This is a genomic window from Gynuella sp. (assembly GCF_050297175.1).
Taxonomy (GTDB): Bacteria; Pseudomonadota; Gammaproteobacteria; order Pseudomonadales; family Natronospirillaceae; genus Gynuella.
The window spans coordinates 75,061-91,641 of the sequence record NZ_JBNKSF010000057.1; the positions used below are offsets into that span (position 1 = coordinate 75,061).

At 49.1% G+C, this 16,581-nt stretch carries 16 protein-coding genes; 3 read left to right on the forward strand and 13 right to left on the reverse strand.

All coding sequences use genetic code 11. The annotated features are described in order from the left end of the window. Nucleotides 1-3: 3 nt before the first annotated feature. The 3 genes from purE to ACQY6I_RS21590 form a co-directional block, all read right to left on the reverse strand. Nucleotides 4-501 (reverse strand): 5-(carboxyamino)imidazole ribonucleotide mutase, encoded by a 498-nt coding sequence (purE, locus tag ACQY6I_RS21580; RefSeq protein WP_428243599.1) that lies wholly within the window; start codon nt 499-501, stop codon nt 4-6. 43 nt (nt 502-544) lie between these two features. Further along, nucleotides 545-790 (reverse strand): YheV family putative zinc ribbon protein, encoded by a 246-nt coding sequence (locus ACQY6I_RS21585; protein ID WP_428243600.1) that lies wholly within the window; start codon nt 788-790, stop codon nt 545-547. A 96-nt stretch (nt 791-886) separates the two neighbouring features. Then, nucleotides 887-2,527, reverse strand: coding sequence for a methyl-accepting chemotaxis protein (locus tag ACQY6I_RS21590; protein ID WP_428243601.1), 1,641 nt, complete (start codon nt 2,525-2,527; stop codon nt 887-889). A gap of 83 nt (nt 2,528-2,610) precedes the next feature. Between ACQY6I_RS21590 and ACQY6I_RS21595 the strand changes: the two genes are divergently transcribed. Continuing rightward, on the forward strand, nt 2,611-3,300 hold the full coding sequence (locus tag ACQY6I_RS21595; protein WP_428243602.1) for a pseudouridine synthase: 690 nt from the start codon (nt 2,611-2,613) through the stop codon (nt 3,298-3,300). On the opposite strand, the gene ACQY6I_RS21600 is transcribed toward ACQY6I_RS21595, so the two are convergent. The 7 genes from ACQY6I_RS21600 to prlC all read right to left on the reverse strand — a co-directional run bounded on the left by ACQY6I_RS21600 (nt 3,297) and on the right by prlC (nt 10,518). Beyond that, nucleotides 3,297-4,157: a hypothetical protein gene (locus ACQY6I_RS21600; protein ID WP_428243603.1), complete on the reverse strand. Its 861-nt coding sequence runs from the start codon at nt 4,155-4,157 to the stop codon at nt 3,297-3,299. The genes ACQY6I_RS21595 and ACQY6I_RS21600 overlap by 4 nt on opposite strands. After that, nucleotides 4,154-4,753: a hypothetical protein gene (locus ACQY6I_RS21605; RefSeq protein ID WP_428243604.1), complete on the reverse strand. Its 600-nt coding sequence runs from the start codon at nt 4,751-4,753 to the stop codon at nt 4,154-4,156. The genes ACQY6I_RS21600 and ACQY6I_RS21605 overlap by 4 nt, the downstream gene beginning before the upstream one ends. 13 nt (nt 4,754-4,766) lie before the next feature. Continuing rightward, nucleotides 4,767-5,939 (reverse strand): glycosyltransferase family 4 protein, encoded by a 1,173-nt coding sequence (locus tag ACQY6I_RS21610; protein WP_428243605.1) that lies wholly within the window; start codon nt 5,937-5,939, stop codon nt 4,767-4,769. An 11-nt stretch (nt 5,940-5,950) separates the two neighbouring features. Further along, complete coding sequence (locus ACQY6I_RS21615) at nt 5,951-6,340, reverse strand: hypothetical protein (protein WP_428243607.1); 390 nt, start codon at nt 6,338-6,340, stop codon at nt 5,951-5,953. 4 nt (nt 6,341-6,344) lie between these two features. Continuing rightward, a complete protein-coding gene (locus ACQY6I_RS21620; protein ID WP_428243608.1) occupies nt 6,345-7,172 on the reverse strand; it encodes a hypothetical protein in 828 nt (275 codons plus the stop codon). Nucleotides 7,173-7,176: 4 nt separating this feature from the next. Next, on the reverse strand, nt 7,177-8,358 hold the full coding sequence (locus tag ACQY6I_RS21625; RefSeq protein ID WP_428243609.1) for a glycosyltransferase family 4 protein: 1,182 nt from the start codon (nt 8,356-8,358) through the stop codon (nt 7,177-7,179). A gap of 144 nt (nt 8,359-8,502) precedes the next feature. Then, nucleotides 8,503-10,518, reverse strand: coding sequence for an oligopeptidase A (gene prlC, locus ACQY6I_RS21630; RefSeq protein WP_428243610.1), 2,016 nt, complete (start codon nt 10,516-10,518; stop codon nt 8,503-8,505). A gap of 439 nt (nt 10,519-10,957) precedes the next feature. Here prlC and leuA point away from each other — a divergent pair, with 439 nt between their 5' ends. Continuing rightward, complete coding sequence (gene leuA / locus ACQY6I_RS21635) at nt 10,958-12,661, forward strand: 2-isopropylmalate synthase (RefSeq protein WP_428243611.1); 1,704 nt, start codon at nt 10,958-10,960, stop codon at nt 12,659-12,661. A gap of 265 nt (nt 12,662-12,926) precedes the next feature. Further along, a complete protein-coding gene (locus ACQY6I_RS21640; protein WP_428243612.1) occupies nt 12,927-13,988 on the forward strand; it encodes a tartrate dehydrogenase in 1,062 nt (353 codons plus the stop codon). A 71-nt stretch (nt 13,989-14,059) separates the two neighbouring features. Here ACQY6I_RS21640 and ACQY6I_RS21645 read toward each other — a convergent pair whose 3' ends face one another. The 3 genes from ACQY6I_RS21645 to ACQY6I_RS21655 all read right to left on the reverse strand — a co-directional run bounded on the left by ACQY6I_RS21645 (nt 14,060) and on the right by ACQY6I_RS21655 (nt 16,578). Beyond that, a complete protein-coding gene (locus ACQY6I_RS21645) occupies nt 14,060-14,923 on the reverse strand; it encodes an LEA type 2 family protein (protein ID WP_428243613.1) in 864 nt (287 codons plus the stop codon). An 80-nt stretch (nt 14,924-15,003) separates the two neighbouring features. Next, nucleotides 15,004-15,771 (reverse strand): hypothetical protein, encoded by a 768-nt coding sequence (locus ACQY6I_RS21650; protein WP_428243614.1) that lies wholly within the window; start codon nt 15,769-15,771, stop codon nt 15,004-15,006. Nucleotides 15,772-16,035: 264 nt separating this feature from the next. Beyond that, nucleotides 16,036-16,578 carry an SCO family protein gene (locus tag ACQY6I_RS21655; protein WP_428243615.1) on the reverse strand — a complete coding sequence of 181 codons (543 nt, stop codon included), beginning with the start codon at nt 16,576-16,578 and terminating at the stop codon, nt 16,036-16,038. Between the last annotated feature and the right edge of the window lie 3 nt (nt 16,579-16,581).

Below are 16,581 nucleotides of genomic sequence, written 5' to 3' on the forward strand. Positions count from 1 at the left end.
CCGTCAGTTTGCTATGCTTCTGGGGTCAGGACTGGCCAGAACCGTTTCGGTCTGCTGTTTGCGATACTCGATCAACGCTGTGCGGATATCGGGATATTTATTGGCCAGGATACTGGCAGCCAGCAATGCCGCATTAACGGCACCGGCTTTACCAATGGCCAGAGTTCCAGTAGGAATACCAGCCGGCATCTGCACGATAGACAGTAGTGAGTCCACTCCGCTGAGCATGGAAGACTGCACGGGAACCCCCAGAACCGGCAGGTGGGTCTTGGCCGCACACATACCCGGTAGGTGCGCAGCCCCTCCCGCACCAGCGATAATCACCTCAATCCCCCGGTCTGCGGCCTGTTCAGCATATTCAAATAACAGATCTGGAGTCCGATGAGCAGAGACCACTCGGGCCTCATGGGCAATACCCAGCTTTTCCAGTATTTGAATGCAGTGTTCCATGGTGGACCAGTCAGATTTGGATCCCATGATCACGCCAACCTTTATAGTCATTTGATTCTCCGCCATCTGTTTCGGGCCATTATTGTCTGTATGGTTAGTGTTTGGTATGAGAAGAATTATCCAGGGGAAAAATCCTGAGGACCTGTTCGTCACCGTCATCGGCTACTGGTGATACCCGAGTACTGAGCTCTTCCGGAGGATTATCGTAGAGTTCATCAGTAAAACCACACTCAACGCACTCTCGCATCATGACCCGGCGCTGTTCGTCCCGTTCAGCACGGACAGCATCGCTGGCACCGCATTTTGGGCAAACAGCCCCGGCAATAAAGCGCTTAACCATCGGTATTACCCGTTCTAGAAAAGGCGCGCATTATAGCAGTGACAGTTGATATTAAAAGGATAAACACCGGCAGGCATCCACTACCTGCCGGTAAAATCAGACTTTAAAACGGCCAACCTGTTCCATCAGCTGCTGAGAATATTTCTGCGTCACTTCCACAGACTCATTCACCGTGTTGGACAGCTGAGTGGTCTCTTTGGTCAAATCAGATAACGTCACCAGATTGGTATTGATATCTTCGGCCACATGACTTTGTTCCTCTGTGGCAGTTGCCGTTTGCGTGGACATATCCCGAACCTTAATCGTCGCCTGAATGATAGAGTCCAAGGCGCTACTGGCATTGGCAGATAGTTCAACAGTCGACTGTGCCGCTCCCTCACTGGCTTTAACGTTCTCCACGGCACTTTGCACACCGTTTCTAAGGGTGGTGATCATTTCCTGAATATCGGTAGTGGACTGCTGGGTCTTGCTGGCCAGATTACGAACTTCATCAGCGACCACTGCAAAACCACGGCCCTGTTCACCGGCTCTGGCAGCCTCAATGGCAGCATTCAGGGCCAACAGGTTAGTCTGCTCAGCAATACCACGAATCACATCCAGGACACTGACAATATTATCAGAATTGGCAGACAACTCCTCCATGACTTTAGCCGCCGAGCCAACTTGCGTGGAAAGCAAATTGATCTGATCAATCGACTTTCCAAGCGTGGATTTACCATTGTTGGTCAGCGCTTCTACTTCTGTCATTTCATGTGCGGTGCCGCTGGCATTATTGGCAACTTCCCTGACTGCAGCACTCATTTCATTAATCGCCGTGACAATCAAGTCCATTGAGTGAGTCTGTTCACTGTTGAGATGTTTTGAGTTATGAACCACTTCAATCAGTCCGCTCATCTGATCCAGAACTTTCTGAGATTGAGTTCGTACGGCAACAACCATGTCACGTAAGGAACTCACGAAATCATCAAACTCTCTTGCCAGCCGACCAACCTCATCTTCACGGGTGCTGTTAATTTTTTTGGTCAAATCCCCTTCACCGGAATTTATGTTACAAATGGCAGACACAACATCAAGAATAGCTGAAGATATCCGACGAGGAGCGAACCAGGACAAAGCCGCACTGATAACCACAACGATAGCAACCAGAATAACCAAAAATTTGTTAAACGTATTCGTATACTCACTGACATTCGACTGCTCATCGGAAATCAACTGATCAGCCAGTTCTGCGGCTCGATTATAAAACTCCCTAAGTGCAGAAAAATTTTTCGCAGCACTCCCATCATGCAACACAACGGCAGCGGCAATATTTTTCTCCGCCAGCAATTGGAATACCTTATTGTTATCTTGCTTCCATAATTGAAACTGCTGTTCAAAATCCGAAATATTCAGACTACCTGAAGTACCAGGCATGTCTTTCATGATCTGCCAGTATTCCTGCATTCGATCATAAGCCTGCTGTACATTCTCATCTGAATCCATTTTCAGACTGTCAAATGCAGTTTTGTTATCTACATTACTAAATGCTTCAATCTCAGCAACCAGCGCCTGATATAAGTCCCGATCCGCATTTAGGGCCAGAGATAGAGCAGGGGCATAACTACCGCCAAGAGAGCTGACATCGTTTTCGAGATGCCTCGTTAAGTTGAAACTGACAGCGGACACGAACACAAAAAAGAGTGTTTGCAAACTGAAAATCAGAGTGTACTTCCCACGTATAGTGCTTAACCATCTCATTGATCAGTACCCCTCTACTGCTTGGTATTAATAGTTATTATAGATAAAATCTAAAGATCGATAGGTTTATAACAGAGAAAAGGATGAAAAAGTTTGAAGAACAGGAACTGGCTGGCATGAAGCTACATTTTTCTCACACTGACTTCATCGTCATTGATAAGCCGCCGGGAGTCCCAGTTCATGGAGAACACAACACTGTAGTTAATCTGCTGCAATTGTATTTACAACGGGAAGTCTTTCCATGCCACCGGCTGGACAAGGATACCAGTGGGCTGTTATTGCTGGCATTAAACAACACAGCAGCAGCTGAGTTATCACAGCAGTTTTTTCTGCGTAAAGTGGAAAAATACTACTTTGGAGTCAGTACCGCTCGACCCGGGAAATCTCAGGGAAAGGTACTCGGTGACCTGAAAAAATCACGCAACGGAAACTATAAGTTAACAAGAGAACGAAATAACCCATCTGTTACATTTTTCTTCAGCCGCGGACTACAACCAGGATATCGTGCGCTTCTGTTTAAACCATTAACCGGACAAACACATCAACTGAGGGTCATTGCCAAATCTCTCGGCGCACCGTTGCTTGGTGATCCTCGATATGGCGGAAATAACGCAGACCGGATGTACCTGCATGCCTGCTATCTGCAGTTTTATTTTCAGCAGCAACTCTACACACACTGGCTCCCACCAGAGACAGGGGATTTGTTCAAAGGGCTTCTGTTATCGGAAGATGATCCATGGCGTCGCCCGGAACAACTTAACTGGCCGGTTTAAGTTGAACACTCACGGGCACGGGCTGCTCGCAAAAACTGATCATCAAAGCGCCGCTCCATCGGCATAAAGACATGTTTATGACGATAGGGAAGCAGTTGTCGCATACTGTTAAATCCACATGCAGTAAAAATGCGATCAGCCAGTTCAAACCATGGCTGCGCCGGCCAGGCATGAATATGATCAATATCACTCGGCAGTTGTGCTGGTCGGACAGGCGATAACAGCAGCCGCTTCGGCTGCAAGCCTTCTTCTTCAGCCATACTTCCAGCCAAGGCCAACAAGGCCAATATTTCGTCCTCAGGACCACTGTGAACAATCAACCAGAGTGGCGTTTCGGTATTATCCCGCCGATCAATCGCCATCGTCGGTCCTGGCAATGGATCCTGCAAAGTCAGTTCAAGCATAGTCTGCGAACATCCGGCCAAGGCCTGATGATGAACAGCCGTGAGGGCTTCAACCACATATGTGCAATGGTAAGCTGGTAACCTGCCCTGAAGCACTTTCTGATATTTCGACCAGCGTAACAAGCGGGCGACATGTAACAGCTCGACCCCCTCTGGGAATGGAAAATCACACAGTTCTCCAAACAATCCGGCTGGGAATGCATCGACCACAATCTGTCGACATAGCTGTTGTTTCAGGCTCTGCATCAGCCACTGACGCAGGAGTGCTGGATTCATTGCCATGGCTTTGGGAGGCGACAGAACCTGCAATTCTGGCCCGAAGCCTGCCAATGATCCGCATGTCGGCTGTGTAACGACAAGAGTCACCGGCCCGCAGATATTCAGTGTATTAATCAATGCCCTGGCCCGGGTATAGTGTCCAAGGCCGCCTCCAAGGGCATAAATAAAGGTCACAATGCCTGCCGGATCATGATTTCAGCGACCAGGATATAACGGAGTTCATCGCTGATTCGCTGATCCAGCAACGCCCCGTAGGCAGAGGAAAACTGCAACTCATCGGTCCGATAACGCACAATCTTATCGCCATCCTTTACACGAATGCCTTTACGTTCGGGTTCCATTTGAACTTGCCCCAGAAACTGCTCCTGACCAAAACCATCCACTTCATACACTTTAAGCTTTTCATTTTTACGCTTGATCTTCAGCGGACGGTCTTCATTGTTATTCACAATAATTTTGAGCTTTTCGAGATCCCCTTTGACCTTGATCTCGCCAGCCTGATTCGGGGTACGCAATTTGAACTTTTCAGTTCCATCGCTTTTTATTTCAGCAACCAGCTTACCATTGCCATCAAAATACTGGCGTTTATCGCCTTTGTTGACAGAGTGCAGAACCAGGCGGCCGTTTTCACACTGACAACGGATACTGACCTGATCCTTGGCAAGTGTGAATTCGCTGCGTACATTGCCCTGGCCATCTTCCAACGTCCAGGTCCAGGCAATTGCCATGGGCGCCCACATCAACAGACATACAGCTAAAAATTTGCTCAACAACCTCATTCCATTACTCCCTGATAACCCGCAGATGATTCGAAAGCTTGCTCTGCCCAAGCTCTGCAACAAACAACTGCTCATATCGATTCAACTCTATCGTCTGATTCAGATGCTCCGTAACCAGGGACTGGCAGGCCTCGGATAAAATCTGATGCTGTTGCGTCTCAGTACTACAAGCGGTACTTATGGCCCGGGCACAATCATCGGTATGCCCAGGGGCAAACAAATAACCATGTCGGCCATCCTCCAGCATATCTGCCATCCCCCCAGCCCTGGATGCCAGCATTGGGATACCCAGTGCAGCAGCCTCCAGCATGACATTGGGCATGCCATCATAGTAAGAGGGAATGCACACATAGTCGCAGGCGAGGTAGTACGGAATCAGCGAATAGCGATCTGCAAAGGGAATATGGGTATAACTCAGCTGCGGCGATTGTTGATTCAGTTTATCACTCAGATCAGGCTCCATATCCCCGACGACCAGTAAATGTACTTCAGACGCCCGCCCGGAACGCAATAATGCATCAATAAAATAACCACCGCCCTTTTTGCGTTTGATATGACCAAACATACCCAACACTGTCACGTTTCGGTTTTCCTGCCACTGGTCCCGTAAAGCAGCTGCCTGATCCCGGTCTGAAGATAATGGCTGCCAGGATTCATGATCAATCCCATTGGCGATCCACTCAACCGCAACTTCGGGCCAGAGGCCCGCTATTCGTGCCTGCTTGTCCTGAGACACCACGACAACCCGAGACGATGCTTTCAGTGCCCGCTCCAGCATTCCAACCCGCTTAACATCGAAAACCGCCGTATCAAAGTCATTACCGCGAATCAGCGTAAACAGAGGCTTTTGCAGCCAGGCAGCAAACACAGGGGCAGCCAACATAGGTACATAGCCACCAAATGCCACAATGCCATCATATTCACCACTGCCCAGATAAGGCAGCGCGCACCACAGACAATTCAGAGTATGGTTGATGTCCGCCTCCAGCGGACAACGAATGTCCATCCCGGCCAGTTTTTTCTGTGAAACCAGCTCCGTCCAGCGACTGCTGAAATGAACTAGATCAATCCGCCATCCACGTTTTCTTAAACCCGAAACGATACGGTCGCAACTTTGTGCCATCCCCCCCTGCTGAGGGTGATAATTCTGTGTTAACCAGAGTAGAGATCCTGACATATGTGTGATCCCTAACTGTCAAACAAACTGGGGGCATCATCATCCTGCGCATCGTCGCGGATATCCGCAGCCGAGGAGAATGCCGCCACATCATCACCGTCAAAAGTCTGCTGATCATCCAGCCGGTTATGATCATGATAAGAATGGTAGTAGTGACGGCGATAACCATAAGCCCAGATCATGGAATCACTGTCATCACCTTCGGCAATATGACTACCAGCTTCATCTTCTTCGGCGGTTTCATCCTGAACAGCGGCACAGTCCGTACAGAGCATCTGACCATCAACCTCAACCATATGCAGACCGCAAACAGCGCAGCCACATTGTTCGCAGAGCCCCTCGGAAGGATCCCCACATTGACGCAATACAAAAAAACCTGCTTTTACCTCACATGCTGACATGGTTTCACCCCTGTGGTTTTAAGCATTTAAATAGGTTTGACACCCCCAGCAACAGCTCCCGGAAGGGCAGCGGCGTACCTGGTTGTTGGGTTATTGGTAAGACTTGACGACTTTTCAGCACCGTTCTCCGCTCCCCTTGCTTGATCTGCAATTTGGCAGCACTGTCGTTGAGCTGATAGCGATTATGTTTAAAACTGAGAGAGAAATTCAGGCGCGTGCGACATTTATATTTGGTCTTAAATTTGATTTTGCCGCGAGCGTTTTTTTTCCGGATTTTGCGCTCACGCACGATTTCCTGCACCTGCCAGGAAAGTACACTTTCGTCACATAAAGTCAGCTGTCCCCGACACCAGGGATCCTGAAACAGAGACTCCTCAACTCTCGGGTATTGTTTTCCGGCAGCCGTATGTCGAACCCGCTTAGAGACCTGATCAAACCCTCGCAAATCCAGTTCCATAGACAATGGTTGATCTGACCTGGAATCCTGCTGCAGCACCGTTAAAAAAGGCAACAGGGTATGACGAAGGCGGTCGAACACTTTTTGATGTTTCCTCATCGCTATCAGGAACACAATATCCAATACCAACAGTCCAATCATCAACGGAATAATTGGCCAGTGCTGAACCAACGAAACAACACCAATCACCACAATCGCTACCAGCAGATAAATGCTTATTTTCGCCAGTTTGGCCCTTTTACGCCCCTGAGTCTGAAGATAACGAAAGCACCGCAACCAATCCTCGATGCAGTATTCACCACTATAGTGATGCCGATCCACTAGCGTACGGTAAAACCGTTTCATTTCTTCATTGGTGACCGTTTGTCCAGTCATAACATTAGTTCTCCTTTAACAGTTCCATATGTATTTTTCCCAATCGTTCATTGGCCTGCGGCCACAAAAAACCATTTTCAATTGTCTGCCTGGCCGCCTGTCCCAGCTCAGCGACTGTGTCGGGATATTCCAACAAAATCCTTAATGCTCTGGCCAGTTCCGAGGGGCGCTCCGGAGCCACCAGATAGCCATTTTCGCGGTGCCGAACCAATTCATGTACGACCGGCAGATCGGACGCAACGACCGGCACTCCTGCGCCCATGGATTCCAGAATTTTTAACGGACAGCAACCTTGTTCAATATTACGCGGGCACTCAGTCAACGGCGCGACTGTCAGGTAAGCATTGCTGATCCAGGGTGCCAATTGTTCTTTAGATAACTGAAAGTGCCATTGCACGTGATTTTCCAGCCCCAGTCGCTGCACCAATTTTTGATAAGCCTTGGCACGCCTGGACTTGACCGAACTACAGATGACTAACTGTAAATTCGGCAAATCCTGCAACTGACGCCAGGCATGCAACAATACCTCCAGCCCCTGCCAGTCCTGCACAGCACCAAAATACAAAATGTAACGCGCTGGTGCCTCTGCCGGACGGGGTTGTACCTCTGTAGTATAGGTACCGTTGGCAATTACATCGATACGGGCTCCGGATACTCCACGGCGAATCAGGTGAGTACGAATAATCGTCGACGGCACGACTATCCGGGTAGCCCGAGCCAGACACTCGTCTTCCATTTTAAGAAACTTGTGCAAGGTTGCTGCGGAAACATTGGGAAATGCCGCTGGCAGTTCAATCGAAGGCAAACCGTTGACTTCATAAATGGTTGGAAAGCGCCCCTCGCCATGACGTAACAATGGCAACCCACTCCAAGGATCACGAAACTGGGCTATTTTCAAACTGTCCTTCAATCCACTGTTCAAAACCTTCGATAATTCCGCACTGAAGGACAGCGCGCGGTGCAGATAGTTTTCCACCAGTCCACCAAAACGCAAAATTTCAATATTGCCGGGTTCACGCTGATAGCGGGGCAATTCCTCATTACCAAGCGTATAAAGCAGTCCTCCACCGGAGCGATCAAACAGAGTGCCCGCAGCCTGATGGATATGTGTGGCAGCCCCTTTGGCAGACGGATAAACATCAAATGCAGAATACAGTGACGGATGAGCCTTCAGAGTGATGGTCATGATTACAACAGATAGTTAGGTCCACAGAACAACGATTGTGGCAGCAGGCTGCCGGCCGGGAAGGAATAGTAGCAGACATTACTGTCTATGGCAGAGGTATCCAGGTCATAGATTTTCAACAATGACCCGGATACGGGTAATGACTCAGGCAGCTTTTATACCGGAATGACGCAATAACGCATCCACTGAAGGCTCACGACCACGGAAGTTCTTGAACAGCGTCATGGCGTCCTCACTACCCCCTTTTTCAAGGATTTCCCGCCGGAAGCTGAGGCCGGTTTCGGCGTTAAACACCCCTTCTTCCTCAAACCGAGAGAAAGCATCAGCACTGAGCACTTCCGCCCATTTATAGCTGTAGTAACCAGCAGCGTAACCACCTCCGAAAATATGGCTAAAACTGTTTTCAAAGCGGTTTTCCGGCAATATAGGAACCACACTGACCCGCTCACGGACCGATTCGATGACGGTTCTTATCCACTCCGGATGACCATGCCGATACTGGGTATGGAGTTCAAAATCGAACAATGCAAATTCAAGCTGACGGACCGTTTGCATGGCGGACTGAAAATTCTTGGCGGCCAGCATTTTATCGAGCAGTTCCTTCGGCAATGGTTCACCGGTTTCAAAATGGCCGGAGATAAATGCCAGGGCCTCAGGTTCGTAACAGAAGTTCTCCATAAACTGACTGGGCAGCTCAACCGCATCCCAGGCAACACCGTTGATGCCTCCTACGGCCGAAACTTCCACTTGAGTCAGCATATGGTGAATACCATGTCCAAACTCGTGAAACAGTGTCGTCACTTCCATATGCGTCAACAACGCCAGCTTATCGCCCACCGGAGCCGTAAAGTTACACGTCAGATATGCCACCGGCAGCTGGCCCGGCATACGGGACCGGCAGACATCCATCCAGGCACCACCCCGTTTGCCTTCACGGGCATAAAGATCAAAATAAAAACTGGCAACATGCTCCCCCTGGCTGGTGATTTCGAACAACTTCACATCCGGATGATAGGTGTCGAAATCCTTCTGTTCGCGGAATTCAACCCCGAATAATCGTTGCGCGGTTTGAAACAAACCACTGATTACCCTGTCGACCGGAAAATACGGCTTCAGTTCTTCCTGGGAAATACTAAAGCTGTGCTGTTTGAACTTCTCAGAAGCATAGGCAACATCCCAGGGCTCCAGTTTGCTGACGCCCAAGTGTTCGCGGGCAAAAGCTGTTAGTTCTGCAAACTCCTCTCCTGCCTGGGGATAAGACTTGTCGGCCAATTCATTGAGGAAATCAAGTACCTGCTTGGGCGATTTGGCCATTTTCTTGGCCAAGGACAATTCGGAATAATTGCTATATCCCAGCAAATCCGCCTCTTCAGTGCGCAGATTCAGAATCTCAGCCATCACTCCGGCATTATCCCACTGACCGGCATTCGGTCCCTGGTCAGATGCACGGGTTGAAAATGCGGTGGCCACTTCACGGCGCAGACTGCGATTATCTGCATAGGTCATGACCGGCAGATAGGATGGAAACTCCAATGTGATCAGCCAACCGTCCTTACCTTTATTTCTGGCATTCTGTGCCAGAGTTGCCAACGCTGATTCAGGCAACCCGGCGAGATCTTTCTGATCGATGATGTGTTTGCTCCATCCCTGCGTGGCATCCAACACATTCTCCTGGAACTGACTGCCGAGCTTAGACAGACGCTGAGCAATTTCAGCATACCGGCTCCGCTGTTCCTGAGGCAGACTGATGCCAGAAAGCTTGAAATCCAACAGCGCATTTTCAACCGCCTTGCGGGCCGGCAAATCCAGTTTATCGAGATCGATCTGCTGGTATTTCTGACACAACCCCTCGTTCTGATAAAACTCAGTGCTGTAGGCCGACATCATCTCCAGGGCCTGTTTATAGGCTTCACGAAGTTCTTCGGAATCTTTCACATGTGCCAGGTGGCCCACTGGAGACCATGCCTGCTCCAGTCTGTCGGTCAGTTGCTGAACCGGATTCAAAAAAGTTTCCCAATCAGGTATTTCCGGACTGTTGACCAGCGCATTGATTTCAGCTCGGTTCTGTTCGATCAATTGACCGATGGCCGGTACCACATGTTCAGCGCGAATGCGACTAAAAGGCGGCAGTAGGTGGGACTCCAGTAGCGGATTACTCATGATCGTTTCCTTTTAATAAGATGCCAGAAAATAAATGGTGCCGTGGGGGCAAGGGTTCAACGGCCCGAGAATAAAAATGATAATTCCTTCAAATAACAGGTTGACGCCATGGAATCAAGAAACTACTCTTCCAGCCATGAACACATTCACTTCTCTATCACTACTACGACTGCCCCTGCTACTAGGTCTATAAAAACGACCTGGCAATCGGTGTTTTGCCTCTCAATTCCAACACCAATACTCAAATATCAAAGCAGACGGTTGAAAACGAAGTGAAATCAAATCCTCTTATTCTCAAACTCCAAAAACTCATTCTGTTACGACTGCGACTGATGCGCGGTTGTCTGACCTCGAGCGTGGTGTCAGATAGCCTTACTCATTCAAGCCACACGTCATTATTGTTTCAGCATTATTTTTAGTTAGAGTTTCGGAGTTAACCATGACCAATACAGGCTACAATTTTCGTAAATACCGATCATTCCAGACATTGAATCTGACCGACCGTACCTGGCCTAACAACACAATTACCAAAGCCCCGATATGGTGTTCCGTCGATTTACGTGACGGTAATCAGGCTTTGGTGGAACCCATGACGGTCGAACAGAAGACCCGCATGTGGAACTTACTCGTCAGTATGGGTTTTAAAGAAATAGAAGTCGGTTTCCCTTCTGCCTCCCAGCCCGATTACGACTTTGTCCGGAAAATCATTGATGACGGACTGGTCCCGGATGATGTCACCATCCAGGTATTGGTTCAGGCCCGTGAGCACTTGATCAGCAAAACCTTTGAAGCACTCAAAGGCGCCAAAAAAGCCATCGTTCATGTCTATAACTCCACCTCCACCACTCAGCGCGAGAAAGTCTTTCGTCTGGACCGTCAGGGCATTACCGATATTGCTGTTCAGGGTGCAAAATGGGTGAAGGAATACGCCACCAGACATCCAGATACCGACTGGCAGTTTCAATATTCTCCAGAAAGCTTCACCGGTACCGAAATGGACTTTGCCGCTGATGTCTGCAATGCCGTCATTGAAGTCTGGCAACCCACCCCGGAAAAGCCCTGTATCATCAATTTGCCGGCAACTGTAGAGGTCAGTACTCCGAATGTTTTTGCCGACCAGATTGAATGGATGTGCCGCCACTTGCATCATCGTGATGCCGTCATCGTGTCTGTGCATACTCACAATGACCGGGGCACCGGCGTTGCTGCTTCCGAACTTGGCTTGTTGGCCGGTGCTGACCGGGTTGAAGGCACCTTGTTTGGCAATGGCGAACGCACCGGCAACCTCGATATCGTGACCATGGCAATGAACCTGTATTCCCAGGGTATTGATTCCGGCATCGATTGTTCAAACATGGATCACATCATCCAGATCTATAAATACTGTAATCAGTTGGAAGTACATCCTCGCCATCCCTATGCAGGTGAACTGGTCTTTACCGCTTTCAGCGGCAGCCACCAGGATGCCATCCGCAAGTGTCTTTCAGATCAACAGCATGAATCCCACTGGAATGTGGCCTACCTGCCCATCGATCCGGCCGACCTTGGCCGTAAATACGAAGAAGTTATCCGGATCAATAGTCAATCCGGTAAGGGTGGCGTCACGTATGTCATGGAACAAGATCATGGCTACCGCCTGCCAAGACCATTGCAGATTCACTTCAGCCAGGTGATTCAACGGGTATCCGAACAGACTCGGAAAGAAGTCAGTCCACAAACCATTTGGGAGAACTTCCGCAGCTCCTATGTCGAGGTGGATGCACCATTCACTCTCAAGGAGTACAGCATTCAGCGGGATGTGGATAAACAAACAGATCAGATCAAGGCCGTCATTGATGGTGAGGGTCAAAAACGAGTATTGACCGGTACCGGTAATGGCCCTATTTCTGCCTTTGCCAGTGCTGTCCGCAAGCAGATGGGTATTGAGTTCGAGCTGGTTGACTATAACGAACATGCCATCGGTGAAGGTGAAGACACCATGGCGGTGACTTATATGCAGATCCGGGTGAACGGTAATGTCTGTTTTGGTGTGGGCGAAAACCCCGACATTGTTATGGCGTCACTCATCGCATTGTTACATGCAGTGAATAACGCTGTGAAAGCCGGCTGGGTCACGCCAGTCAGCGAAGGGCAAAGCGCCTGATATAACGATCATGACAAAGTGGCTCTCTTCTGGAGAGAGCCACTTATTGTTCAGCCTTTTTCGCCTGATCACCGTTTAACCTGCCTGAGATCCGCGAAAACTCCGCTCATTCCCGTCTCTTTCAAACCAGTTTACCCGGTTGCAGCAGCAGCTTCATGAACACCTTTCGCGTTAACCCCCAACGATCCTGTGAATTGTGTATGCTCAGGGTCTTGGCTAGACTTCGCCGCGAAAACCACACGGTAACATAGACGGGAGATGGTATATGCCTCAGTTGAAGATTGCGGTTATTCCAGGAGACGGTATTGGCAAGGAGGTAATACCTGAAGGTATCAAAGCACTGGAAGCGGCGGGCAGACAGTTTGAAATCGACTTTGACTGGGTTTATTTCGACTGGTCCTGCGAAACCTATCATCGGACCGGACGCATGATGCCGGAAGACGGCATCGAACAACTGAGCGGATTTGATGCGATCTATCTTGGAGCGGTTGGCTATCCAGGAGTACCCGATCACATTTCCTTATGGGGACTGTTGTTACCGATCCGCCGGGCATTTGATCAGTACGTCAATTTACGCCCGGTTCGCCTGTTTGAAGGTGTGCCATGCCCGCTGGTCGGCAAGCAACCTGGCGATATTGATTTCCTGGTGGTACGAGAGAATGTAGAGGGTGAATATTCGTCCATCGGTGGTATCCAGTATGAAGGTAGCGAACACGAAGTCGTGGTGCAGCAGAGTATTTTTACCCGTAGAGGTACGGATCGAATTCTTCACTACGCTTTTCAAATGGCACAGAACCGCACGGCAAAACACCTGACATCCGCCACCAAGTCCAATGGCATTTATCATTCCATGCCATTCTGGGATAAACGTGTTCAGGAGGTGGGAAAAGCTTATCCCGATGTTCACGTGGACCAATATCACATTGATATTCTGACCGCCAATTTTGTGCGTATGCCTGAGCATTTTGACGTAGTCGTCGGGTCGAATCTGTTTGGGGACATTCTTTCTGATCTGGGCCCAGCCTGTACCGGTACCATTGCCATCGCGCCATCAGCCAACATCAATCCGGAAAAACACTTTCCATCGATGTTTGAGCCGGTTCATGGTTCTGCACCGGATATTGCCGGACAGGGTATCGCCAACCCGCTTGGTACCATCTGGGCCGGTGCCATGATGATGCAACATCTGGGTTATCCGGATGTTCACGATGTCTTGTTACAGGCAGTAGAAACTGTACTGCGAAAAGCACAGTCGCTGACTCGCGATATGGGGGGCAACGCCAGTACCAGGGAGTTGGGCGATGCGGTGACAGCGGAAATAGGCTGAACCTGATTCCGGTAACGCCCGTAGAAAATCATCATTTTCTACGGGCAGGCGATTATCCACCGGTTAACTCATCAACGATTCAAAGTCCGCTGCGCTTCATACTTTAAGGGGCCGGGCTGCCATGCAGAGATACCCGGCACGATGTCCGCTCCGAGTTTAACGCCCATGGTCACCGAGTTGGAGTCGGACAACAAGCGATACAGTGTCAGACCCATATTGGTCGTACTGACAGACAACGGAATGGTCACGTTCTGGGTCTTCCCCTGACGCAACTTGATTTGTTTCAGGGCACCATCAGTCAAGGATTTGCCATTGGCCATTAAATCGTAATTCACCGATTTGAGGTTTACATCAAAGATATTGGGGTTGGTCACATCCAGGTCGACTTTGAGTTTTGCACCACTGAGATTGATGGATTCCAGGCTGATGTCTTTAAGCGTGATTTGCGGTAATCGGGGAACCGGTAGCGAACCGGTAAATTTCAATGGCAATCCCAGATTCCCCAATACAGGTACATCGACAAATACAGTACCATCCAATGCATAATTCAATGCATTCTCATTGGCAATGCTGCCCACTGCGGCGATGACATCCTGATAACGTAAAGTCACCGGCAGTTGCATCTTATTACGACCATTGGCTGGAATTGCCAGCTTAGAATCGGGCTGACTGACTGCCGCTAGACGGTGACCATCAATGGCCATGTTCATATCAAACCCGACCGCATGCAACGTAAACGGATTGGGATTGGTCAGCACCACATCCACCAGTACAGTCGCCTGATCCAGCGATAATGATTTGACTGATGCACTTGTCACGGAAGCCTTCGGTTTCTGTACATCGGCGATCTGCTGGAGCGAACTACAGGCAGTCAGTGCGGTAAAGAGGAGCAGACACAACGGCGTATAAAACCGGCGCAATTGACGTGCAGACATAATGATCCCTTGGGTTGTTAGACAGCGCTGGGAGTCTAACACCGGGAAGGTTCGGGTATGAACTATGATTTATGGTTCATTCAGACAACCGCCAGATAATCCTGAATAATAAACGCAACCACTGCACTGGTCAGATAACCCACTTCTGAAAAACGCTTTTTCTTTTGATAAGCCACCAGCAGTTCGTAGCTCTTGACCGGATCATCATCGGGCAACAGGTTAGCATCCATAAAACCGATTTCCTTGAGTGCCTCCTGCAACAATAACGCCACTTCTTTTTTCTCTTCTGGTCGATAACGGAAGTTGATTGAGGTTCCCCACTCAGAGATCAGCGCATTCAAATGCGCCATCCGGACCAGAAACTGCTTCTGTAACGCCATGTACTTACTTTTATAAGGCAGGGTATCCGTCAACTGTAATTGTAGTTGCGATAACTGTTTCCGGGTATCCGCCAGAGCAAGCGTCACCTCGTCATAACCGGGTTGCTGCAGCTGGAGCACTTGAGTGAGCTGAGTAACCTCCTGTTCTGTCTGTTGCAATTTGCGTTGCATCTCCGGTAATTCATTCAAAACATCGGCAATCTCCTGAGCCGAACGATCTGCATAAGTATCTGCCAGCTCCGTTCTGGCCAGCACAATCATGTCCGGTTCATGATAGGTACCGAAAAAATCCGTCTGACTGAACATATAAAGCACAGCCGTCACCAACTCCAGTACCAGTGTGGTAAACAGCTTGTTGAGATATTGTTCCTTGATGGATAGTTTTTGAATGATCCCCAGCAACGTGACGATGGCGGTTACTGTGAAAATGAAAAGCACTACATAAAACAGCCAGCTTTCTCTGTCCATTCAGACTTTCCTTTTTACGGTCATTTAGAAGCAACGCATCATGCCGTATAACAGCAGAACGAACAAATATCCATAACACGGCTTCAATCAGAATCGGTTACCAAGCTACCCGGAACCGGCATATATGCGTCAACCTGATTGCAGTTGATTTTGTACAGAAACGTATATACATGACAGAGAACTTCGCAATTATGTGAACACTCGTCCAAAAGAATATTTCGTCAATTAGTAGTAGATAGATATTTTTGTTCGATTTGAAAGGTTTTAAGGGCTCAGATTCAAGGGATTGACGGTGGTATTTCCCGGATAAATACCTGCCATCAACCATTGACCTTGATCACGTTTCAGATGATAAATCACATCAAGATGATCAACATCTCCGGGCTTACGAACTGACGTAGATGCCGAGGCATTGAATGCAGTTAGCAAGTTATCGAGTTGTTGTTCGTCCGGTTGAACGGCCTGGAAATCCGCATCAAAGTATTGCGCAAATGCCTGACTGGACTCAGCAGGGACGTAAGGTTCCACACTGATAAATACTAATCGGCTGTGTTCCGGATGGAGAGCATTGCGATGCATGGTACTCATATTGGCCAGCGCTACCGGACACACCGTACTGCAGCTGACAAATCCGAAATACACTAATGCCTCATCGCTGCCCTGAAGAATACCGTCCATTTGATCGACAGGCCGATCCGGATGCAGGCCATTACCGAGACCCGATAACCAGCCGGCAATAAACAGCCAGAAAAAAGTCAGTGGCGGCAGAATTATCCAGCCCAGTAAACGTTTGAGACGTTGATCCATCGT